The sequence below is a fragment of the Bradyrhizobium sp. RT6a genome (assembly GCF_040547675.1).
Taxonomy (GTDB): Bacteria; Pseudomonadota; Alphaproteobacteria; order Rhizobiales; family Xanthobacteraceae; genus Bradyrhizobium.
In genome coordinates, this window is the sequence record NZ_JBEPQC010000009.1 from 224,059 (window position 1) to 244,201 (window position 20,143).

Sequence of the window (20,143 nt, forward strand, 5' to 3'; positions counted from 1 at the left end):
ACAAAAGCGTCACGCGCGCGACGCGCGGGTGAATTTTCCAAATGCTTGGCGTCACTATGTCGATAAGTTGTTAGCGAGCCATCGTTTTTTGAGTCTCGTTTCACAGGGTAACTCCATCGCGTGACGCGATCCGGGGAAACTACGGTGTGCAGAACTCGCAGGCACACGAATTCAACTTGCGCCCGCCTCGCAGGGGCTTTTTGCACCGCGGTGGAAGTTTCCGCTGTTGCAAAACCATTCGCAGGTAAAACTACGGACGCATCATGGTGCAAACGCCGCAATCCTCCGATCGAAGGTCGTTCGAGGCGTGACTGGTTGCGTGACTATGACGGGCAACAAAAAAGCCCGGCGCGATGCCGGGCTGTTTGACGGGTGTGATGTGCGATGTGATCGCCCGATCGAATGACTCGACCGGACGGCGTGCCAGAACGCTCGCGAGTTTACTTGGCGAGCTTGGCGATCTGCGCGGTGAGCCGCGAGACTTTGCGGCTGGCATTGTTCTTGTGAATGATGTTTCGCTGCGCGGCGCGCATCAAAGCGGGCTCGGCATTCGCCAGCGCCGTCACGGCAGCGGCGCGGTCGCCGGTCTTGATGGCTTCTTCGACGTTACGCACGGCACCGCGCATCTGGGTGCGGCGCGACTTGTTGACGGCGGTGCGGCGGGCGATCTTGCGCGTCGCTTTCTTGGCGGAAGTGGTATTGGCCATGGTCTCAATGTCCTTTGCGGGTACCGGTCGCGTCTTGGTCGGGTAGCGCCGGCTTGCTTGACCGCGTAATCGACGCTCGGATTTAAGGTGTTCGGTTGCTAGGCCGTTCCCGGAACATGAGCGACAGCCTTGCGGCCGTCTCTGAGGCTCAAGGGGCCTCTGGGCCCAAAGAGCCTGCATCTGCTCAAAGAACAGCGGCGGCAGGATTGCGCCCGCCGCCAGTTGGCGCCCTTATAGAGAGGGTCTTTGGCACCGTCAACGCTTTCCCGGGCTGGACAAGCAGCCCCTTAGGGCGCGGATGAGTGCCGTAACGCCCTGAAGAGGTTGAATTTCTGCCGTCTCCCTTGTATTGGCTGGCGGCGTTCCGAGGGTCGTCCGATCGGACGACCATAGAGGGTGAGGCATGATCCGCGGCTTTTTCCGACTGATTGGGCTGTTGCTGCTCGCCGGCGGGTTCATCTTCATGGTCTACGACGGCGCCCGCTGGGTGGCCGACCAGACCCTGCGGTTCACCCGCTTCGGCCAGTTCTGGAACGACATCAATCAGGCCAGCCAGACGGCATTCCGGACCTGGGTCGAGGCCAAGGCGCCCTGGCTCTGGACCTCGGTGATCCGCCTGGTGCTGGATCAGCCGGTTTTCGCCGTCCTCGGCATTCTCGGCATTCTCCTGATGATCCTGTTCCGCCCGCGCAAGCCGCTGATCGGCTATTCCCGGGATTGAGCCTGCATTCGCGACTGAGCCGGCGCGTAACAGGGCTGCCCCTTTGCGCGTAAAGACCTATATTCCCAACTGATCGCGAGCACGCCGCCTGAGCGCTTTGCTCATCGCCTTGGCTCAATAGCTTGTCCCAGGCGACCGACAGCTCGTTCTTGGAGATCCGTCCATGCTGTTCATGCGCAAGACCACCGCATTGCCGAGCGCCACGGAAGCGCTGCCGGGCCGTGCGCAAGCCATTCCGACCGCGACCACCCATTTCGTCAACGGCGCGAAGTTGCAGCCGCCTTATCCCGCCGGTCTCGAGCAGGCGGTGTTTGGGCTCGGCTGCTTCTGGGGCGCCGAGCGCAAGTTCTGGGAGCTCGGCGACGGCGTCTACGCCACCGCTGTCGGCTATGCCGGCGGCCACACGCCGAACCCGACTTATGAAGAGACCTGCTCGGGCCGCACCGGTCACACGGAAGTGGTGCTGGTCGTGTTCGATCCGACCAAGGTGTCGTACGAGAAGCTGTTGAAGACGTTCTGGGAGAGCCACAACCCGACGCAGGGCATGCGTCAGGGCAACGACGTCGGCACGCAATATCGAAGCGCGATCTACACCTATTCAGACGCGCAGAAGAAAGCGGCCGATCAATCGAAGGCGCTCTATCAGAAGGCGCTTGCTGCAAAAGGTCTCGGCACCATCACCACCGAGATCGCACCCGCCGGCGAATTCTACTTTGCCGAGGACTATCATCAGCAATATCTCGCCAAGAATCCCGCCGGCTATTGCGGCCTGGGCGGCACCGGCGTGTCCTGCCCGATCGGGGTGGGTGTGAGCGCGTAAGTCTAACCACGAACTCGCTGCACCTCTCCCGCTTGCGGGAGAGGTCGATGCGCCTCGGGCGATGCGAAGCATCGTCCCGAGCGCGGCGGGTGAGGGCTCTTTCCTCTAGGGGGCTGTCTCGTCGTGGAGACACCCTCTCCCCAACCCTCTCCCGCAAGCGGGAGAGGGAGCGCACTGCGCCCTTAGCCGCATCGCCACCCGCCCCCTCAACGCTTTATTAACCATAACCGGTGCATCACTGGATCTGTCTCGTTTCGAGGGATAGGTCCGGTGCCGGTTGCACGCGCGTTTCGATGGTCGATTTCGGCAGTGTCCCTGGCAGCGTCCGCCGCGCTTGCCCTTGGCGGCTGCATGCAGACCGCCGGCCCCGTCGCGGTGATGCAGCCGCGCGCCGATCTCGACTCCATGGCCTATGGCCAGCCCTATTATGCGCCACAGCCGGTCGCGGTCGCCGACGGTGGCGGCGCCATCGGGGCGTTGCGCAATTCCTTTGCCTCTTCGCCTGCGCCCATGCCGGTCGGTTACGCCGCACCGATGGCGGCGCCGGTCCGCTACGATTCCTCCTACCATCTCGACGCCGGCGACAGGCTGCGCGTCGTGGTCTATGGCCAGGAAGGTCTCACCAACAGCTACGCGATCGACGCCGGCGGCTCCATCACCATGCCGCTGATCGGCGGCGTGCCCGCACGCGGTCGCACGCCGGCGGGCCTTGCCGGCGAGATCGCCGCGCGGCTGCGCAACGGCTACATCCGCGAACCCTCGGTTGCCGTCGAGATCGAGGCCTATCGCCCGTTCTTCATTCTGGGCGAAGTCTCCGCGCCCGGCCAGTATCCTTACGTGCCGAACATGACGGTCGAAAGCGCCGTCGCGATCGCCGGCGGCTTCTCGCCCCGCGCCAAGCGCGACGTGGTCACCGTCACGCATACCGAAGCCGGCGGCGCCATGCGCGCCGTGGTGCCGCTCGGCACCCCCTTGAGCCCCGGCGACACCGTGTTCGTCGGCGAGCGCTGGTTCTAGAGCGTTTCGAGCGAAGTGGATACCGGTTCGCGTGAAGAAAACGCGTCAAAAACGAATCTAGAGCTTCGGCTCTGATGCAATCAGAACCGAAGCTCTAGCTCACCTTCTGAAATCCAGCCGCCCGTTCGGAAAACATCCGTCGATGCGCGCGGCATCGACCACGCGCCCGATCCATGGCCGCGTGATCGCGGGATTGGTTAGGTTGATGTATTTCCCCACCAGGCGCGCGCCCTCGCGCGCAGCATCGATCAGCCCGTGCCGTCGGCCGTGATCCCAATCGAAGCGCAGATAGATGCGTCCGCCTGCGACCCGCACCTCCGCGCGCCCGTCTTTCCACGTCTCCGGCGTATCGCCGGCGATGGTCGGATCGGCGCCGCCATTCCAGCGGCTGGCCCACGGGCCTTCCAGAGGATCGGACAGCGCCTGAATGTCTGCCCAATGCGCCGCGTTGACGTCGGCCGCATCGCCCGAAAGTAAGGCGGTTGCGGCATAGTCCATGACGTCGCGATCATCAGGCGCAGGCACGTCCATGGTGCCGAACGGATTGCGGATGACGATGTTCGTATTGGCCTGCTGCATGACGATCTCCCGGCGTACGATGGCTTGATCAGCCAGCTCTATCGCCGGGCAGCAGGATGCAGCCACCCGATTCCTGCTCGTCATTGCGCGCCTGCGCCTGTCGGCGCATCCCGGAATGACAGCGAAGCCGCGCGCTACGATTTCAAATGCCTGGCGAAAAATTCCATGCTGCGCGGCCAGGCGATGTCGGCGCTCGCCTTGTCGTAGCTCGCCCGCTCATCGCAATGGAAGCCGTGCTGGGCGCCCGGATAGACGAAGACCTCGACGTCCGGCCGCTTCGTCTTGATGGTCTCGACGTCGGTCAGGGGAATGCCGGCATCCTTCTCGCCAAAATGCAGCTGCGTCGGCGCTTTTGGTGTCTCGTCGGCAAAGCGCACGACGGCGCCGCCGTAATAGCCGATAGCGGCCTTCAGGCCCGACAGCCGCGTCGCCGCGACAAAGGCGACGCTACCGCCCAGGCAAAAGCCGATGATGCCAACCGGGCCGACGCTCTTCACCGCATCGATCGCCGCTTGCGTGTCGCGCAGCATCGCGTCCCAATCCGGACTGGCGACGAACTTGCGCGCTTCCGCGATCTCGTCAGGTGTGTAGCCGGACTGGAAGCCGGGCGAGGTCCGATCGAAGATCGACGGCGCGATCGCGACATAGCCTTCCCCGGCGAGGCGGTCACAGACCGAGCGGATGTGATGGTTGACCCCAAAAATCTCCTGGATCACCACCACCGCGCCCTTCGCCGTGCCCGCGGGGTCAGCGCGATAGGCACTGAGCTGGAAATTATCGGAGGCCGTCAGCTTGATGTCTTGTCCCACGCGGGTTGTCCTTGTTGGTTGTCACGAATTCACTATCTCCCCTCATCCTGAGGAGCGCGCCCTCGGCGCGCGTCTCGAAGGATAGAGGCCGAGATGCAGCAGCGGGCCTTCATCCTTCGAGACGCTTGCTTTGCAAGCTCCTCAGGATGAGGGGAAGCGGTTGTGCGGCCGCTCACTCCCACATCCAGTTCTCGCCGTAATCCTCCTTCCATCCCGCCAACCGGCCATGACGAAACTGCAGGAACAGGCGGTGACGGTTGGAAATCAGTCCGCTGCCGCCGATATTGCGAAGCGCGAGATAGATCTCGTTGCCGGGGCGGCCCCTCACATATTGCAGCGGTTGCCCCAACGCCCGCGCGGTCTGCCCGGCGTCCATGCCGAAGGCGAGCGGGGTGTTGTTCGACAAGGTCGTGACGAAGGGCAGGCGGGGTGGTGTCCCGCCGAATTGCTCGGCCTGCGCGGAGACTGACAGCAACACCGCGCCCGCAGCCAACATTGCTCGCTTCATTGCCAGTGTTCCTGTCCGACCTAGTCCGGCAAGTTCTTCAGGAAAGGCACCACCGCGTCAACAAAAGCCTGCGGCTGGTCGATGTTGACGGCGTGTCCGGCGGCGGGGATCACAACCTTTTGTGCGCCGGGAATTTTCGCCGCCATGTAGTTGGACGCGGCGAGAAACGGCGTGTCGTCGGCGCCGACCACGATCAGGCTGGGCACCTTGATCTCCGGCAGCAGCTCGATCACCTTCGCATCGCGCTGGGTCAGCATGCCGCGCGCGGCGAGCGCCAATCCCCTGGCACTGCGATGGTTCGCGGTGGCGCGCTCGCGCGTCGCCGCCTTCAGCACGTCGAGCCCTTCGCGGTCGAGCTTGTCGGCAGTGGCGAGCGCCCGCGCATTCCAGGCCTCGCGTGCGTCATCTTTCTTGAAGCCCGGGCCGGTGTCGATAATCAGCAGCGCGCGGACGCGCTTTGGATGCGCGCGAGCGAAGGCGAGCGACATGTAGCCGCCGAGCGACAGTCCGCCGATGATGGCGCGCTCAGTGCCGACCGCATCGAGGATCGCCGCCATGTCGCCGACCGTGAGCGCTTCGCTGTAAGCGGCGGCATCGGCGGGATAGTCAGACTGGCCGTGACCGCGCATGTCCCACAAGATCAGCTTGTGATCCCTGGCAAGCGCCTCGATCTGCCCATGCCACATCGCCGAGGTCGAGGAGTAGCCGTGGGTGAGCAGCAGCGGCGGACCTTCGCCATGAACCTCGTAGTAGATTCGGACGCCGTCCCGATCGATCCCAGGCATTGCATCCACCTTGTCATCTTGTTTCTTCGCTCATCCTAACGCGGTCGGTTACTCGGAGGAAACCGCCGTGACGCGATGGCCTGCATGCTTGGCGTGCACTCTGTTGCGTTCAGCCGCTGCATCACCGCTGGTCTCGCAACGCACAACATGCGCGCGTCGCGTTTGTTTCGATCGATTCCAAATTGCATTTGCCTCCGCGCCTGAACGCGATCATTCTTGCGGGCAAGGCTGGCGCCGGCCCGGTGGGCGTCCGCTACTCAAGTTGCCGCCGTAAGCGGCTTCATGCACCGGCAGGGGAAGACGCCTATGCCAACTCTCACCATCAACGGGCGGAGTATGTCCGTGGATGCGGCGAACGACACGCCGCTCCTCTGGGCGATCCGCGAGCAATTGCAGATGACCGGCACCAAGTTCGGCTGCGGTGCCGGCCTGTGCGGGGCCTGCACCGTGCACGTCAACGGCGAAGCCGTGCGTTCGTGCCAGACCATGGTCGGCGATGTCGCCGGCAAGAAGATCACCACCATCGAAGGCCTCGCCGCCAAGGGCGACCATCCCTTGCAGAAGGCATGGATCGCCGAGCAGGTTCCGCAATGCGGCTACTGCCAGTCCGGGCAGATCATGCAGGCGGCATCGCTGCTGGCGAAGAATCCGAACCCGACCAAGGAAGAGGTCGTGGCGCATATGGACGGCAATCTCTGCCGTTGCATGACCTATTCGCGAATCCAGAAGGCAATCATGCGCGCCGCAACCGAGATGCGCACCGCATCCGCCTCCGGCAACGAGCGGAGGCCCACATGAATAAGCACATCAAGACCGTCACAGCCGAAACGACCGATCTTAGCCGCCGCTCCTTCCTGGTCGGCACCGCCGCCACCGGCCTCGTGCTCGGCTATGCCGGCGTGCCCGGCATCGGTGAGGCGCTTGCCGCGCCTTCGGCCTTCGAGCCGAGCGTGTGGTATGCGATCGCGCCCGATGGTCTCGTCACCGTCACCTGCGGCAAGGCTGACATGGGCCAGCACATCGCCTCCACCATGGCGCAGATCGTGGCCGAAGAGTTAGGGGCCAAATGGAGCGACATGCGCGTTGCCCTCGCCTCCAACGATCCGAAGTTCAACGATCCCGTGTTGGGCGCGCAGATCACCGGCGGCAGCTGGTCGACCATGATGAACTTCGACGCCATGAGCCGCGCCGGCGCCGCTGGACGGATGGCCTTGACCGAAGGTGCGGCTGCCGCCATGGGCGTGCCGGCGTCGGAACTCGTGGTGCGCGATTCCATGATCTCGCATCCGAAGTCGAAGAAGCAGATGTCGTTCGCCGATGTCGTCAAGAGCGGCAAGGCGACCAAAACCTTTACGCCGGACGAGCTCAAGGCGATCAAGCTGAAGACGCCGGATCAATACACCATGATCGGCGTGTCGGTGCCGCAGCTCGACATTCCCTCCAAGACCAACGGCACGGCCAAATACGGCATCGACGTAATGCTGCCGGGCATGGCCTATGGCGCGGTGGTGACGCCGCCGGTGCGCTTCGGCGCCACGGTGAAATCGGTCGACGACAGCGCCGCCAAGAAGGTGCCGGGCTTCATCAAGACCGTCACCCTCGACGACAAGACCGGAACAACCTCGGGCTGGGTCGTCGCGGTCGCCAGCACCTATGCCAACGCCAAGAAGGCAGCGCAGGCGCTCAAGATCGCCTATGACGGCGGTCCGAATGCGAAAGTGTCGAGCCAGTCGCTGCTCGACGAGGCCAAGCGGCTTCAGAAGCTGGAGGATTCCGGGCAATTCTTTGTCAAGGACGGCGATCCCGCGGCGGCGTTCGGCACGGCGACCAAGGTGCTGGAGGCGGAGTACACGACCAGCATCAACATCCACGCGCCGATGGAGCCGATGAACGCCACTGCGGAGTTCAAGGGCGACATCCTGCACATCTATTCCGGCAACCAGTTCGCAACGCGCTCCGGTGCGATCGCGGCGGGTGCGGCCGGGATCGATCCGAAGTTCGTCGTCATGCACCAGATGTGGCTCGGCGGCGGCTTTGGCCGCAGGCTCGATGCCGACATGATGATTCCGGCGGTGCAGGCGGCGAAGGCCATCGGCAAGCCGGTGAAGGTGATCTACACGCGCGAGAACGACATGACGATGGATTTCTCGCGTCCGCTCACCTACCAGAAAGTGAAGGCGGGCGTGGACGGCGACGGCAAGCTCGTCGCGCTCAGCCACGATGTGGTTTCGGCCTGGCCGACGGCGCGCTGGGGAATCCCCGATTTCCTGACGCCCTCGGTGGACAAGAAGGGTCCGCTGGACTCCTTCACGGTGAACGGGGCCGACTTCTTCTACACCGTGCCCAACCATCATGTGCGCGCGATCAAGAACGAGATGGCGCACAACGCCACGCCGTCCGGCCAGCTCCGCTCGGTGGCACCGGGCTGGACCTTCTGGGCAGTGGAAAGCATGATCGACGAGATCGCGGCTGCCGCGGGCAAGGACCCCGCGCAGTTCCGCATCTCGCTGCTCGACGGCGCCGGCAAGAACGACGGCGGCGCGCAGCGGCTGCGCAACACGCTGCTCGCCGCGATGGGCCTTGCCGGTTACGGCAGCAAGAAGCTGCCGAAGGGTGAGGGCATGGGCGTGGCCTGCGTGTCGTCGCAGGAACGCGCGACCGCAAGCTGGACGGCCTGCGTCGCCCATGTCGCCGTCGCGCCCTCGGGCGAGGTGACCGTGAAGAAGCTCACGGTCGCAACCGACGTCGGCACGCAGGTGCATCCCGACAACATCCGCGCTCAGGTCGAGGGTGCGGCGCTGTGGGGCCTGTCGCTCGCGATGTACGAAAAGGCGACGCTGAAGGACGGTGGCATCGAGCAGACCAATTTCGACAGCTACACGCCCTTGCGCATGAGCCAGGTGCCCGAGGTCGCGATTGCCGTGATCGCCAATGGCGAGAAGGCCACCGGCGTCGGCGAACCCGCGGTGACGGTGATCGCACCCGCGATCGGCAACGCCATCTTCAACGCCTCAGGCGCCCGCGTCCGGGCGCTGCCGATCACGGCCGAAGCCGTGAAGGGCGCAATGAAGGCGTAAGGCCGGTTGCGATTGTGACCTGACATGATCCGCCGGGGGGCAGCCTCCGGCGGATTCGTTTGAGCGTGATACACCGCATCCGCATATTCGCTGTCATGCTCCGCGACCCGGCTACGCCAAGGCTTCGCCGGGGTTCAGGTCCAGAGACGCCGAAGCTTTAGCGAAGGCGGCAAGCGGGGCATCCAGTACGCCGCGGCTTCTCGGTTCTAGTCGCGCCGTCTCGGCGTACTGGATCGCCCGGTCAGGCCGGGCGATGACGGCGGGGGCGGGACGGGCCGTGCCCAAAATTTCCTTTGTTATCAATGACCATTCTACTGTGCATGGGGTTGTTTTCGAGGTTTTTGATTAGAGGCCACGGGAACCGAACTCCGTAAAATTGTCCCTAATTCCGCAGGGCTCCATTGAGCACGCCTCTTAAGGGCCGGAGAACCTGATCCGGCTTAGGCTTTGGCCCGAAACACCGCCCGTGCTCTTGGGGAAGCCATGAACGCCTCAGCCAAACCAGCCGCCAAACGCCGGCTTCTGCTCGCCTCCGACCGGAGCGACGAGAGCACCGAGCTCGCCAGCATCCTCAAGGCGGTCGGCGACGTTGCCACGGTGACGACGCAGGAGCTCCCCGAGCAGCCCTCGCGCGATCTCTCCGGCCTCGTGGTCGACATCAATTTGCGCTCGCCCGAGAGCGTGCAGCGGGTGCGCAACAAGCTGCGCGGCGACGCCTATCGCGCGATGCCGCGACTGTTCGTGCTTGCGGACGCCCTGCATCACGGCACCATGCAGGCCTGGGCGCTGGGCGCCACCGACACCATCTCGCGGCCGCTTCAGCCCGAGGACATCCTGCAGCGCATCCGTGCGGCCTTCCCCGACACCGCCGTCTATGACGCGACCGATCGCGGCAAGACGCTCAACCGCGGCGTCGAGGCCGCGCACGCGGTGCTGAAGAAGATGTTCGAGAAGCTGCCGCTCGGCGTGCCCCTGACCTTCGACGATGTCATCGCCGCCGAGAGCAAGATACTGAAGGCGATCAAGCACTCCTCGCTGCGCGAGTGGCTCACCACGGTGGGCTGCCACCATGTCGGCAGCTACCGCCACTGCCTGTTCGTGACCGGATTTGCGGTCTCCTTCGCCCAGCACCTCGGCATGCGCGAGGACGACCAGCGCCGGCTGACCCGTGCCGCGCTGCTGCACGATGTCGGCAAGGCGTTCGTTCCCTCCGCGCTGCTCGACAAGCCCGGCAAGCTCACCGACGAGGAGATGGCCGAAATCCGCCAGCATCCGCGCCGCGGCTATGACGCGCTCGCAGCGCAGGGCGGCTTCCCGCCGGAGATGCTGGACGTCGTGCTGCATCACCACGAATTCCTCGATGGCTCCGGCTATCCCAACAATCTCTCGTCGAACCAGATCAGCGATATCGTGCGGGTCACGACGATCGTAGACATCTACGCGGCACTCGTGGAGAAGCGCGCCTATCGCATGCCCTTCACCCACGCGCGAGCGTTTGCGATGATGGAAGGCATGGGCGGCAAGCTGGACCAGCAGCTGTTGCAGGCGTTCCGCCCGGTGGCGCTGGGATCGTTCTGACGATCCGTTGCCGCGAATCTTGCGGCGCTAGCACTACACGCTTGGTGTCGTCCCGGCGAAGGCCGGGACCCATAATCACCGGGAGTGGTTTGGCGACGACTCGTCGTTTGGTACACGCACTGCGCGCCGTCGTTAGATCACGCGGTATGGGTCCCGGCCTTCGCCGGGACGACATTGTCACCCCACCATCTTCCTCAGCTCCGCCTTCGCCACCTTCTCTAGCGTCGAGCGCGGCATGTCGTCGACGAAGCGGATCTCGCGCGGCACCTTGAAGTCGGCGAGGCCGGCGCGGCAGGCGGCCATCACCGCCTCGTGCAGATCGGGCCGCGCACCGGCGACGCCCCCTTGCGGGATGATGAAAACGACCGGCACCTCGTCCAGCATCGGATGCGTCTTCGCCACCACGGCGGCCTCGCGCACGCCAGGGACGACTGCGACCACCTGCTCAATCTCGGACGCGGCGACGTTCTCGCCGCCGACCTTGAGCATGTCCTTGCTGCGGTCCCCGAAGCGGATGTAGCCGTTCTCCAGCCGCACCACCCGATCACCGGTGAGAAAGAAGCCGTGCTCGTCGAAGCTTTCGCGCGTCGCCTTCTCGTTGTGCAGATATTCGGCGAACAGCGACAGGCCGACGATGCCCTTGATCGAGAGGTTGCCGGTGTCGCCGACCTCGGTCGGCCTGCCGTCGTCGTCGGTGATGCGGATTTCATATTCCGGCGCGGCGCGGCCGATCGACATCGGAATGTTGGGCTGGTCGATCTCGCCGACGATGCCGTGGGTGATGGTCTCGGTCATGCCCCACCAGCCGATCATCTTGACGCCGAAGGCGGCGAAGGCCGGCGGTTCGTTGATCGCGGTGCCCCACAGACGGAATTTGTGATCGCGCGGGATTTCCTGCTCGAGCAGCGCCTTCATGCAGAACGGGATGGTCGAGGTCCAGGTCGAGCCGTGCTCGCGCGCGGCGCCCCAGAACCGGCTGGCGGAAAAGCGCGGCTGGATCATGCAGGTGGCACCGACCCAAAGCGTCGCCAGCATCGAATAGGCCAGCGCGTTCGTATGGAACAGCGGCAGATAGGTCTGATGCACGTCGCTTGCGTGCAGGTCCTCGTGCGCGGCGTTGATCTTGGCGCCCCACAGCGCGTTGGCGTGGGTCCACAGCACCGCCTTGGGGCGCGATGTCGTGCCCGAGGTATATTGCACGCTGCACGGCGCGAGCGGATCGGTCGCGCGCCTGGGACGGTCGGCACTGTCGGCGAACAACTCCTCAAAGCTGTCGCTGCGCGAAACCGGTTTTGCGGGCGCCGCGCCCGAATCATGCGAGGTCACCGCCATCCAGCGGATGTTGCGGCAGTTCTGTGCGACGATCTCGGCATAGGCCGGCTGCGTGATCGCGGCGACCGCGCCGCAATGATCGGCAAAATAGTCGAGCTCGGCCGGTGCCGAGCGTGTGTTGGTGGTCACCGCGATCGCGCCCAACTCGACACAGGCAAACCAGGCCAGCAGCGCCTCGATGCAATTGTCGAGGTGAATAAGCACATACTCGCCCGGCTTGACGCCGCGCTTCGCCAGTCCCGCCGCGAGCGCGCCGACCCGCTCGTGAAACTCACCATAGCTCCAGCGCCGCGCGGGCGCGTCGAACGGCGCCCAGATCAGGAATGGATGCGAGCTGCGCACCTCAGCCCGCATCTTCAGCAGCCAGGGCACGTCGAGCCCGTCGAAGGGGCCCACGATTCCGGCGGCGGTTTGTTGAACTGGCATGGCTCCTCCCGTGCAGCCTGCATCTTGCCGGCGGCTGCGTTTTCTTTATTGCGTCTTCCTGCTCTCTCCGCCGTCATTGCGAGCGGAGCGAAGCAATCCAGAATCCCTCCCCGGAGACAGTCTGGATTGCTTCGTCGCAAGGGCTCCTCGCAATGACGGTGCGTGGGGCGGGCGACTTGGCCTTACCGGCCGTCGTCCTCATACGACGAAATCTCGATCAGGCTGCCATCCGGATCCCTGCAATAGACCGAGCGCAGGGTGCCGCGGGCGCCCTGCTTGGGAACCGGGCCCTCTTCGATCGCGACGCCATGTGCCTTCAAATGCGCCACCACCTCGTCGGGGCTGGCGGAGGTGAGGAAGCACAGATCCTCGCTGCCGGCGGTCTGGTGGTCCGCGGTGAACCACTCCACCTTGTCGGCATCGCGAGGCCGGACGTTGATCTTCTGGTTACCGAATTGTAGCGAAGTCCGCGGCGCTTTGCCGCCGCCGGGGTCGAACACCTTGACTTCCATGCCGAGAATCCTGCCGTACCACGCGGCGGTCACTGCGACGTCCGCGACGTTGATCACGAGATGATCGAGGGCTTCGACCTTGACCGCCATGCCTTATCCTTTCGTCGCGATGCGCCCCGTGCACTTTCCGCCTGCGGCAAGCTTTGTTACAAGCGCGCCGATGCCGTTTTCAAGCTAGCTGGCTTCAAGAACAACACTTGGGAGAACCCTTGAGATGATCACTCGCCGTACCGCGCTGAGCCTGCTCGCCGCCAGTCCGCTTGCAGCCAGCCCGCTGTCGAAGGCGCTTGCCGCCGACTACCCGACCCACCCGGTGAAATGGGTGGTCGGTTATCCGCCGGGCGGAGCCACCGACATCCTGGCGCGGCTGATCGGCCAGCGGCTGTCGGAGAAGTTCGGCCAGCAATTCGTGATCGAGAACAAGCCGGGCGCCGGCAACAATATCGCGACCGAATCGGTCGTCAACGCCGAGCCCGACGGCTACACGCTGCAGCTGGTCAATCCGGCCAACTACATCAACGCCTCGCTCTACACCAACCTGAAGTTCAACTTCGTGCGCGACATCGCGCCAGTCGCCTCGTTCCAGCGTGTGCCGAACGTCATGACCGTCAACAAGGACGTGCCGGCCAAGACCGTCGCCGAATTCATCGAATACGTGAAGGCCAATCCCGGCAAGGTCAACATGGCCTCCTCCGGCAACGGCACCTCGGTGCATCTGTCCGGCGAGATGTTCATGGCGCTGACGGGCTGCAAGATGCAGCACGTGCCCTATCGCGGCGCCGCGCCCGCGATCACCGACATGCTCGGGGGCCAGGTGCAGGTGATCTTCGACAACATGCCCTCGATCATCCAGCATATCCGGTCCGGCTCGCTCCGCGCCATCGGCGTCACCACGGCGGAGCGCTCGCCGCAGCTGCCCGACGTGCCGGCGATCGGCGAGACCGTGAAGGGCTACGAGGCGAGCGCGTTGTTCGGCATGGGAGCGCCGAAGAACACGCCAAAGGAGATCATCGCCAAGCTCAACAGCGAGATCAACACGCTGATAAAGGAGCCGGACATGGCCAAGCGCCTGGTCGAGCTCGGCGGCGAGCCGCGGGCGCAGACGCCCGAGGCGTTCGGCGAGGAGATCAAGGCCGAGACCGAGAAATGGAAGAAGGTCGTCGAGTTCGCCGGCCTGAAGGTCGAGTAGCGATCTCGTGATGTCCGTGATGGAGCCCTGCCCGTTCGGCAGGGCTTTTTTCTTGCGGGCCAAGACTGCTGATCTGGAATAACAATTGCGGCTTAAGCTGACGCCACTCGGCCGTCACGAGCAGGGGCTGGCCTATCAGGCGGATTGGGTCCATCTGCACGATCACTACTCGCCGCAGGCGGCTGAGGGCGCGTGCGGCCCCGGGCGGGGGCTGCTCGTTAATATTGCAGAAACCGGTTCGTAAGAGAACAATTTTGCGTTGCAACGGACCGCTGTGCTCGCAAACATGCGGGCATGGATTCGCACGAGACATATTACGACCCAGAAGCTTTGTACGACCGGCTTACAGACGGAGTACTACGCGAAGCGAGGCCCATTGTATTCTTGTTCGGATCGGCGATTACAGCTCCGCTGAGCGCAAATGGGCTAGGCGTGCCTGGCACGTCACAGATCGTAGACTTGATTCGCGCTGAGTTTAGTACACATGACGCGTTGAATGGGCTAGAACAGGCACTCAGGGGGGCGGCTAACCAATACCAAGAGGCTTTTCACTATTTGCTTGGCCGCCGCAGTCAGGAGGTTGCTAACGAGATAATAAAGAGGTCGGTTTGGAGGGCTCGCAAGCCCGTTAGTCAGCAAACGTATATTCCAAGCGTTACCACCGACGATCAAGCATGCCAAACGCTCGATTCGGATATTGATGGTTGGTATCTGAGTCCCGCAGTCGAAGCGGTTGGCAAATTGGCCGCTTATTATCCAGATCACTTTGGCAAGCAGATACTGACCACAAACTTTGATCCACTGCTTGAAGTGGCCATCCAGCGGCAAGGTGGACGTCAGTTTCGAACCGTCCTGCAGCGCGACGGATATCTATCTCAAACTACAGCCGAGGGATGTCACGTAGTGCATCTACACGGCTATTGGCACGGGGCGGATACACTCCATACCGTTCGGCAACTCGCCCAAGACCGTCCGCGTCTAAAGCACTCCTTATCACAAATTCTCAAAGACAAGACCCTGCTAGTCTGCGGATACGGCGGCTGGGAACAGGGCTTGTTCAATAAATTTGTATGGGTCGATTGCAAAGAAGAAAGCGAACGGTTTGAAAATAGATTGATCTCCATCCTGGTGCGTGAATCCAAGGGTACTGTTAGCGGGAATGATCTCTCGCACTTAAACATAGTGGCGATCAGCGAACAGTTAGTCCGCGTAATTTCATCTACAAAATATTTGTTCGTATTTGATAATATAGACCATTACGTCGATCTAGAGAATAATGTTCTTGTCGCAAATGCTGATGCATTTCTGAGAGTCTTTCTCGCGGCGGGCTTGCTAAGTCGTGTGATCTTCACGTGTCGGCCCTCAGTTCAGTACTCCGGACCCGATACGCTTAGCCTCCGTTTGGAGGGGCTTAGCGTGTCCGCTACTGGACCCAGAACAGATATCAAGAAGCCATTGAATGGGGTAAGCGAGGAAAGGAACTTAAAGAGAAAACCAATGTGGATACGCAATTCGATACGGAACACAATCTAGCCCTCGCCCAAAGAGATGCTGGAATGGTTGACGAGGCTCTGAGAGTGTTTTTGAAGGGAATCGATCTTGGAGCTGTTATTGACCCTGATGAATTTGATGAGACTTGGTATCACGCATTTTATGGCAATGTCGGGCGCTGTCTGCATTTGATGGGCCAGATTGAGCCTGCGCTTGTTTGCTATCGAAAGTCTGCAATTCTACTGCAGTCCGCACACGCAAAGCACATCGAAGATCAAGGTTACATACGTTTGTGGATCGGCGAATTGCTGATTGCGAAGGGTGAGTTTTGTGCTGGTAGTCGTTTTTTGACCGCGGCAATGAAAAAATGGGAGTTAGTGTCTCCTGGGCGGAATGCTGCTATCGATGCGAAGCTATCTGAGTTGATGGATAACTTGGGCGACTGCAAGCCGCTGAGCGAACGGAACATCGAGCGTTATTGTGTCGCTTGGATTTTCGGTCGTGAGCGCGACTTTTCCGAAATTTAAGCATCGTTGATCTTAGTGCCGAAGCCGAGAGGGAGCACGCGTTATCAGCATCGCCAAGCTCAACAGCGAGATCAACACGCTGATACAGGCGCCGGACATGGCCAAGCGCCTGGTCGAGCTCGGCGGCGAACCGCGGGCGCAGACGCCCGAGGCGTTCGGCGAGGAGATCAAGGCCGAGACCGAGAAGTGGAAGAAGGTCGTCGAGTTCGCCGGCCGGAAGGTCGAGTAGCGATCTCGTGATGTCCGTGATGGAGCCCTGCTCGTTCGGCAGGGCTTTTTTCTTGCGCATCAAGGTTTCTTGCGTGTCAGCGCCCGTCGATCTGGAATAAAACGGCGTGGCGAAACCTGATGTTATATGGCGCGTATCTCGCGCTGTGAGGATAGGAGTTGGGATCATGCGCAAGACGCAATTGGCACTGCTGGGGCTCGGCGCGACACTCCTTGCCGGCTTCTCCGCCGTCACGCCCGCAGCGGCGCGCGACTATCCCTGGTGTGCCCAGGGCGGTGAGTATGACTATCCGGGCGAATGCTCCTACAGCACCTATGAACAATGTCAGGCTAGCGTGTCCGGCCGACTGCTGTACTGCGATCGCAATCCCCGCTTTGCCTACAGCCAGGTTTCGCCGGCGCAACCGCGGCCGCACCGACGACCGCGGCCCGTCGCGCCGTACTAGCGAGCTGGCTGATTTCAGCCCGGACAGAGCGCTTCGTATAGGCCCAACCGCTCTATCCGGCTTGCGTTGCCGCTACCGCTTCGCGTCGGCCTGCTCGATCCCGCTGCACGAGATCAGCATCGTATAGGGCCGCGCGTTGCCCGCGATGTCGGTGGTCTTGATCTCGCCCTTCGGTTCGGCAGTCTGGTAGGGCACCACGGAGTTGTCGAGGAAGTCACGCAGCGCGCCGGTCTTGATCGCGAAGTTGATGTTCTCGGGGATGTTGCCGGTCGCGGCCGCGACCCGTAATCCGTCCAGCTTTCCCGTAACGACGCCGACGATCTGCCCGGCGGTGTCGAACAGCGGGCCGCCGCTATTGCCGGGCTGCACCGGCGCACTGATTTGCAGGAAACGCGAATCGTTGCGCATGCCGCTGAGCGAGCTGACGATGCCGGTCGTCACGGTGAAGTCCGAAGTCAGCAGCCCATGGAAGGGAAAGCCGATCGCGACGACGGAATCGCCGGAGCGGATCGAGCGGTCGCGGATTCGGGCGAACTCCTTGAACGTGGTCGTCGATGGCGCCTGCAGCAACGCGAGGTCGTTGTTGGCGTCGCTCGACACCACGCGCAACACCATTCCGGCTTCACCCGTGAGATTGCCCTTGATGTCGCCGACGCAGCCATTGATCACATGGTTATTGGTGACGACATGTCCGCTGGCGCTCACGACAAAGCCGGTACCGCTTTTGGCTCTGGCGGGCTTGCTAGCCGACGGGGATGCCTGTTTGTCCGGCGCGGCCTGCGGCTTTGCCGCGACCTTAGTAAAGTCTCCAGCCTTGCTCAGCCCGTCGGCTTTGACCTTGGTGACGCAATTGGTGCCAACGCCGCGATCACGGGCCCGGCCGAGGTCAGGTCGAAGTTCAGGACGGTGCGGCCGCTCGTCGCCACCATCAGGCTCGCCTTCTGAAACGTTCGTACCACGTTGGCAGGCATGACGGAGCTGAGCATGTTCGTCTGGTTGGCCGTGGCGAACAGTCTGGCCTGCTCCTGTCCGTCAAAGATGACGTCGATCGCGGCGTTCTCGCCCTTGGTGAAGCGGTAGCTGGGACTCGCAAAGCTCAATATCCACGAGCCCCCAGAATTCTGGCCGACGACCAGAATGACGCCGTTGGCATAAGGCGCCGTCGCGGCACAATGCGAGAAGGCTCCCGTTTCGTCATTGCTGAACGCGCCGCCGACCCAGTTGCCGATTTTTACGCTGCCGAATGGCCCGGCCGCGTGCGCTGCGGTAACGACGCCAAGCTGCAATAAAGACGCAACGATGAATGACTTAAGCCACATACTTTCCCCCAGAGCGCATTCGCGCGCATCTTATCTGTGGCAGGAGGTGACGCGCAACCGGCAGTTGTCCGGCGAGGGACCAGTGTTGAGAGGCGACGTTCGGGCTTGCCTTTACTTTGCGATCCGATATACTTTGCAATACAAAGTAACGGGGCCGATATTCCCGGCAAGCATGGGCGGAGCGAGGTTTTGGCGTTGCCAATGCGCGATCTCGACAAGGCACTGGCCGACATCGTGGCGATCCGCAGCCAGATTGCGGCCGGCACGGCATTCCGCGGCTACGGCCCGGCGACGATGGCCGCGACCGGCGCGGTCGCGCTTCTCACCGCGATCCTGCAATTCTGGTTGCTCGATGATCCCACCGGCGAGCCGCTCGGTTTCTTCTTCGGGTGGTTCATAGCCGCCGCGCTCTCCGGCCTGATCATCGGCGTCGAGATGCGCGCACGTTCGCGCCGCCATCATTCAGGCCTCGCCGATGCAATGATCCACCAGGCAGTCGAGCAGTTCCTGCCCGCAGGCGTTGCCGGTGTGCTGCTTGCAGTGGTGATGTGGAAGTTCGCGGGCGAAACGCTGTGGCTGCTGCCCGGCCTGTGGCAGATCCTGGTGTCGCTCGGCATTTTCGCCTCCGTCCGCTCGCTGCCACGCACCGTGGCGCTCGCCGGCGCCTGGTACTTCATGTCCGGCTTCGCGGTGGTCGTGCTCGCGAGCCAAACCCACACGCTGTCGCCATGGACCATGGGCCTGCCTTTCTTGATCGGGCAGTCGGTGATGGCAGGCATTCTTTATTTCGCATCCGGAGACCATGATGTCGAAGACTGACAGCGCACCCTTCTCTTATGAAGGATTGGACCGCGTGATCCACGAAAAGGCGAGGCTCGGACTTCTGACCTCGCTGATGGCGCATCCGAAGGGTCTGGCGTTCGCCGATCTCAAGCAGCTCTGCGGCCTCACCGACGGCAATCTCAGCCGGCATCTCGCCGTGCTCCAGGAAGCCGGCCTCGTCGAGGTGACCAAGGGCTATGAGGGCAATCGCCCGCACACGACCTGCCGCCTGACCAAGGCCGGCCGCCGCCGCTTCCTCGATTATCTCGCCGTGCTCGAACGCCTGGTGCGCGACGCCGCCAAGGCCGCCGGCCGCGAGACGGCGCCGTTCGGCCGTCTCGGTATCGTCTCGACCTGATCCCCTTCCCTTTTTTTGACCGGAGACTTTGCAATGCAAAGTGACCTTGCGTCCCGCAACGAGAAGCTTCACGTCGGCATCATCATGGACGGTAACGGCAGATGGGCGACGCGGCGCGGCCTGTCGCGCGTGCGTGGCCATGAGGCCGGCGTCGAGGCGATCCGCCGCATCGTCGAAGCCGCGCCCAAGCAGGGCATCGGCACGCTGACCCTCTACGCCTTCTCGACCGACAATTGGCGAAGGCCGAAGGCCGAGGTCGGCGCGCTGATGACGCTTCTGCGCTTCTATCTCGCCAACGAGGTGCAGAGCCTGGTCAAGAACGGCGTGCGCCTCACCGTGATCGGCCGCCGCGACCGCCTGCCCGACGGCATTGCCAATGCGATCGCGCGAGCGGAAGGCGCCACCGCGGAGGGCAGCACGCTTCATCTGCGCATCGCCGTCGATTATTCCGCGCGCGATGCCATCCTCAACGCGGCCGCGAAGGCGGCGGCGCTGACGAGTCTCACCCGCGAGGCGTTCTCGCAGCTCGTCACCGGAGAAGCTGGTTTGCGCGACGTCGACCTCATCATCCGCACCTCGGGTGAGAAACGGCTGTCGGACTTCCTGCTCTGGGAAGGTGCCTATGCCGAGCTGCACTTCACCGAGCGGATGTGGCCCGAATTCGACGCGGGCGATCTCGCCGCGGCCCTGGCCTCCTTCCACGGCCGCGAGCGCCGCTTCGGCGGCCTGCAGGCGATCGTGCCGGAGGAGGTGCCGTCACTCTCTCGCGTGTGACGCCCGGCACTGAGGAGCGAACTGTTCGTTTTCGGCCGCAAGATTGGCGGCAATGTCCAAGCGGTCAGCGCGCGGTCTCGGTTAGGTGTGCATTCGATGCAACCTGCCGAGAGCCTCG

20 protein-coding genes and 2 pseudogenes are annotated in these 20,143 nt (G+C 63.1%); 14 read left to right on the forward strand and 8 right to left on the reverse strand.

Translation table 11 applies throughout. The features are described 5' to 3' along the window. Nucleotides 1-440: 440 nt before the first annotated feature. Nucleotides 441-707 (reverse strand): 30S ribosomal protein S20, encoded by a 267-nt coding sequence (rpsT, locus tag ABIC03_RS33495; RefSeq protein WP_007598259.1) that lies wholly within the window; start codon nucleotides 705-707, stop codon nucleotides 441-443. Between the two features lie 403 nt (nucleotides 708-1,110). Between rpsT and ABIC03_RS33500 the strand changes: the two genes are divergently transcribed. From ABIC03_RS33500 to ABIC03_RS33510, 3 genes are all read left to right on the forward strand, one after another. Next, nucleotides 1,111-1,428, forward strand: a complete 318-nt coding sequence (locus ABIC03_RS33500) for a hypothetical protein (RefSeq protein ID WP_007616084.1) — start codon at nucleotides 1,111-1,113, stop codon at nucleotides 1,426-1,428. 163 nt (nucleotides 1,429-1,591) lie between these two features. Beyond that, nucleotides 1,592-2,248 carry a peptide-methionine (S)-S-oxide reductase MsrA gene (gene msrA / locus ABIC03_RS33505; RefSeq protein ID WP_354064465.1) on the forward strand — a complete coding sequence of 219 codons (657 nt, stop codon included), beginning with the start codon at nucleotides 1,592-1,594 and terminating at the stop codon, nucleotides 2,246-2,248. Nucleotides 2,249-2,518: 270 nt separating this feature from the next. Beyond that, entirely contained in the window at nucleotides 2,519-3,265 is a 747-nt protein-coding gene (locus tag ABIC03_RS33510) for a polysaccharide biosynthesis/export family protein (RefSeq protein ID WP_354064467.1), read from the forward strand. 99 nt (nucleotides 3,266-3,364) lie between these two features. Here ABIC03_RS33510 and ABIC03_RS33515 read toward each other — a convergent pair whose 3' ends face one another. From ABIC03_RS33515 to ABIC03_RS33530, 4 genes are all read right to left on the reverse strand, one after another. Then, nucleotides 3,365-3,844 (reverse strand): hypothetical protein, encoded by a 480-nt coding sequence (locus tag ABIC03_RS33515; RefSeq protein WP_354064469.1) that lies wholly within the window; start codon nucleotides 3,842-3,844, stop codon nucleotides 3,365-3,367. A 134-nt stretch (nucleotides 3,845-3,978) separates the two neighbouring features. Beyond that, a complete protein-coding gene (locus ABIC03_RS33520) occupies nucleotides 3,979-4,653 on the reverse strand; it encodes a dienelactone hydrolase family protein (protein ID WP_354064471.1) in 675 nt (224 codons plus the stop codon). A 172-nt stretch (nucleotides 4,654-4,825) separates the two neighbouring features. Beyond that, a complete protein-coding gene (locus ABIC03_RS33525; RefSeq protein WP_354064473.1) occupies nucleotides 4,826-5,161 on the reverse strand; it encodes a hypothetical protein in 336 nt (111 codons plus the stop codon). A gap of 20 nt (nucleotides 5,162-5,181) precedes the next feature. Beyond that, a complete protein-coding gene (locus ABIC03_RS33530) occupies nucleotides 5,182-5,946 on the reverse strand; it encodes an alpha/beta fold hydrolase (RefSeq protein ID WP_354064475.1) in 765 nt (254 codons plus the stop codon). Nucleotides 5,947-6,252: 306 nt separating this feature from the next. Between ABIC03_RS33530 and ABIC03_RS33535 the strand changes: the two genes are divergently transcribed. The 3 genes from ABIC03_RS33535 to ABIC03_RS33545 all read left to right on the forward strand — a co-directional run bounded on the left by ABIC03_RS33535 (nucleotide 6,253) and on the right by ABIC03_RS33545 (nucleotide 10,601). Next, on the forward strand, nucleotides 6,253-6,744 hold the full coding sequence (locus tag ABIC03_RS33535) for a (2Fe-2S)-binding protein (RefSeq protein WP_027514647.1): 492 nt from the start codon (nucleotides 6,253-6,255) through the stop codon (nucleotides 6,742-6,744). After that, nucleotides 6,741-9,023, forward strand: a complete 2,283-nt coding sequence (locus tag ABIC03_RS33540) for a xanthine dehydrogenase family protein molybdopterin-binding subunit (RefSeq protein WP_354064477.1) — start codon at nucleotides 6,741-6,743, stop codon at nucleotides 9,021-9,023. Before ABIC03_RS33535 ends, ABIC03_RS33540 begins: the two co-directional genes overlap by 4 nt. Before the next feature lie 483 nt (nucleotides 9,024-9,506). Further along, nucleotides 9,507-10,601, forward strand: a complete 1,095-nt coding sequence (locus tag ABIC03_RS33545; protein WP_007616064.1) for an HD-GYP domain-containing protein — start codon at nucleotides 9,507-9,509, stop codon at nucleotides 10,599-10,601. 177 nt (nucleotides 10,602-10,778) lie between these two features. Here the strand turns inward: ABIC03_RS33545 and ABIC03_RS33550 are convergent, their stop codons facing one another. Together ABIC03_RS33550 and ABIC03_RS33555 are read right to left on the reverse strand one after the other, a co-directional pair. Beyond that, on the reverse strand, nucleotides 10,779-12,359 hold the full coding sequence (locus tag ABIC03_RS33550) for an ATP-dependent acyl-CoA ligase (protein ID WP_354064479.1): 1,581 nt from the start codon (nucleotides 12,357-12,359) through the stop codon (nucleotides 10,779-10,781). 182 nt (nucleotides 12,360-12,541) lie between these two features. After that, complete coding sequence (locus ABIC03_RS33555; protein ID WP_354064481.1) at nucleotides 12,542-12,961, reverse strand: VOC family protein; 420 nt, start codon at nucleotides 12,959-12,961, stop codon at nucleotides 12,542-12,544. Nucleotides 12,962-13,085: 124 nt separating this feature from the next. Here ABIC03_RS33555 and ABIC03_RS33560 point away from each other — a divergent pair, with 124 nt between their 5' ends. The 5 genes and pseudogenes from ABIC03_RS33560 (at nucleotide 13,086) to ABIC03_RS33580 (ending at nucleotide 16,752) form a co-directional block, all read left to right on the forward strand. After that, nucleotides 13,086-14,060 (forward strand): Bug family tripartite tricarboxylate transporter substrate binding protein, encoded by a 975-nt coding sequence (locus ABIC03_RS33560; RefSeq protein WP_027566087.1) that lies wholly within the window; start codon nucleotides 13,086-13,088, stop codon nucleotides 14,058-14,060. A 294-nt stretch (nucleotides 14,061-14,354) separates the two neighbouring features. Next, on the forward strand, nucleotides 14,355-15,593 hold the full coding sequence (locus ABIC03_RS33565; RefSeq protein WP_354064484.1) for an SIR2 family protein: 1,239 nt from the start codon (nucleotides 14,355-14,357) through the stop codon (nucleotides 15,591-15,593). Nucleotides 15,594-15,616: 23 nt separating this feature from the next. After that, nucleotides 15,617-16,078 carry a hypothetical protein gene (locus ABIC03_RS33570; protein WP_354064486.1) on the forward strand — a complete coding sequence of 154 codons (462 nt, stop codon included), beginning with the start codon at nucleotides 15,617-15,619 and terminating at the stop codon, nucleotides 16,076-16,078. Nucleotides 16,079-16,127: 49 nt separating this feature from the next. Continuing rightward, nucleotides 16,128-16,307, forward strand: a pseudogene (locus ABIC03_RS33575) (tripartite tricarboxylate transporter substrate binding protein); the annotation flags it as partial. A gap of 166 nt (nucleotides 16,308-16,473) precedes the next feature. Next, on the forward strand, nucleotides 16,474-16,752 hold the full coding sequence (locus ABIC03_RS33580) for a DUF3551 domain-containing protein (protein ID WP_275168685.1): 279 nt from the start codon (nucleotides 16,474-16,476) through the stop codon (nucleotides 16,750-16,752). A 72-nt stretch (nucleotides 16,753-16,824) separates the two neighbouring features. On the opposite strand, the pseudogene ABIC03_RS33585 reads toward ABIC03_RS33580, so the two are convergent. Next, nucleotides 16,825-18,071: pseudogene (locus tag ABIC03_RS33585) on the reverse strand (S1C family serine protease). Between the two features lie 201 nt (nucleotides 18,072-18,272). Here ABIC03_RS33585 and ABIC03_RS33590 point away from each other — a divergent pair. From ABIC03_RS33590 to ABIC03_RS33600, 3 genes are read left to right on the forward strand one after another with little or no spacing between them, the layout of a single operon-like run. After that, entirely contained in the window at nucleotides 18,273-18,890 is a 618-nt protein-coding gene (locus ABIC03_RS33590; protein ID WP_354064488.1) for a hypothetical protein, read from the forward strand. Beyond that, nucleotides 18,877-19,251, forward strand: coding sequence for a transcriptional regulator (locus tag ABIC03_RS33595; protein ID WP_354064490.1), 375 nt, complete (start codon nucleotides 18,877-18,879; stop codon nucleotides 19,249-19,251). Before ABIC03_RS33590 ends, ABIC03_RS33595 begins: the two co-directional genes overlap by 14 nt. A 33-nt stretch (nucleotides 19,252-19,284) precedes the next feature. Further along, the gene (locus tag ABIC03_RS33600; RefSeq protein WP_354064492.1) at nucleotides 19,285-20,025 is read left to right on the forward strand and encodes a di-trans,poly-cis-decaprenylcistransferase; all 741 of its coding nucleotides are present in this window, start codon (nucleotides 19,285-19,287) and stop codon (nucleotides 20,023-20,025) included. Nucleotides 20,026-20,143: the final 118 nt, after the last annotated feature.

Excerpts from the sequence above, each read along its gene's own strand:
- ABIC03_RS33580 (WP_275168685.1), top strand. The coding sequence starts at position 16,474 with ATGCGCAAGACGCAATTGGCACTGCTGGGGCTCGGCGCGACACTCCTT.
- ABIC03_RS33570 (WP_354064486.1), top strand. The coding sequence starts at position 15,617 with ATGGTTGACGAGGCTCTGAGAGTGTTTTTGAAGGGAATCGATCTTGGA.
- ABIC03_RS33540 (WP_354064477.1), top strand. The coding sequence starts at position 6,741 with ATGAATAAGCACATCAAGACCGTCACAGCCGAAACGACCGATCTTAGC.
- msrA (WP_354064465.1), top strand. The coding sequence starts at position 1,592 with ATGCTGTTCATGCGCAAGACCACCGCATTGCCGAGCGCCACGGAAGCG.
- ABIC03_RS33590 (WP_354064488.1), top strand. The coding sequence starts at position 18,273 with ATGCGCGATCTCGACAAGGCACTGGCCGACATCGTGGCGATCCGCAGC.
- ABIC03_RS33545 (WP_007616064.1), top strand. The coding sequence starts at position 9,507 with ATGAACGCCTCAGCCAAACCAGCCGCCAAACGCCGGCTTCTGCTCGCC.
- ABIC03_RS33565 (WP_354064484.1), top strand. The coding sequence starts at position 14,355 with ATGGATTCGCACGAGACATATTACGACCCAGAAGCTTTGTACGACCGG.
- ABIC03_RS33595 (WP_354064490.1), top strand. The coding sequence starts at position 18,877 with ATGTCGAAGACTGACAGCGCACCCTTCTCTTATGAAGGATTGGACCGC.
- ABIC03_RS33550 (WP_354064479.1), bottom strand. The coding sequence starts at position 12,359 with ATGCCAGTTCAACAAACCGCCGCCGGAATCGTGGGCCCCTTCGACGGG.
- ABIC03_RS33560 (WP_027566087.1), top strand. The coding sequence starts at position 13,086 with ATGATCACTCGCCGTACCGCGCTGAGCCTGCTCGCCGCCAGTCCGCTT.
- ABIC03_RS33515 (WP_354064469.1), bottom strand. The coding sequence starts at position 3,844 with ATGCAGCAGGCCAATACGAACATCGTCATCCGCAATCCGTTCGGCACC.
- ABIC03_RS33525 (WP_354064473.1), bottom strand. The coding sequence starts at position 5,161 with ATGAAGCGAGCAATGTTGGCTGCGGGCGCGGTGTTGCTGTCAGTCTCC.
- ABIC03_RS33600 (WP_354064492.1), top strand. The coding sequence starts at position 19,285 with ATGCAAAGTGACCTTGCGTCCCGCAACGAGAAGCTTCACGTCGGCATC.
- ABIC03_RS33530 (WP_354064475.1), bottom strand. The coding sequence starts at position 5,946 with ATGCCTGGGATCGATCGGGACGGCGTCCGAATCTACTACGAGGTTCAT.
- rpsT (WP_007598259.1), bottom strand. The coding sequence starts at position 707 with ATGGCCAATACCACTTCCGCCAAGAAAGCGACGCGCAAGATCGCCCGC.
- ABIC03_RS33500 (WP_007616084.1), top strand. The coding sequence starts at position 1,111 with ATGATCCGCGGCTTTTTCCGACTGATTGGGCTGTTGCTGCTCGCCGGC.
- ABIC03_RS33535 (WP_027514647.1), top strand. The coding sequence starts at position 6,253 with ATGCCAACTCTCACCATCAACGGGCGGAGTATGTCCGTGGATGCGGCG.
- ABIC03_RS33555 (WP_354064481.1), bottom strand. The coding sequence starts at position 12,961 with ATGGCGGTCAAGGTCGAAGCCCTCGATCATCTCGTGATCAACGTCGCG.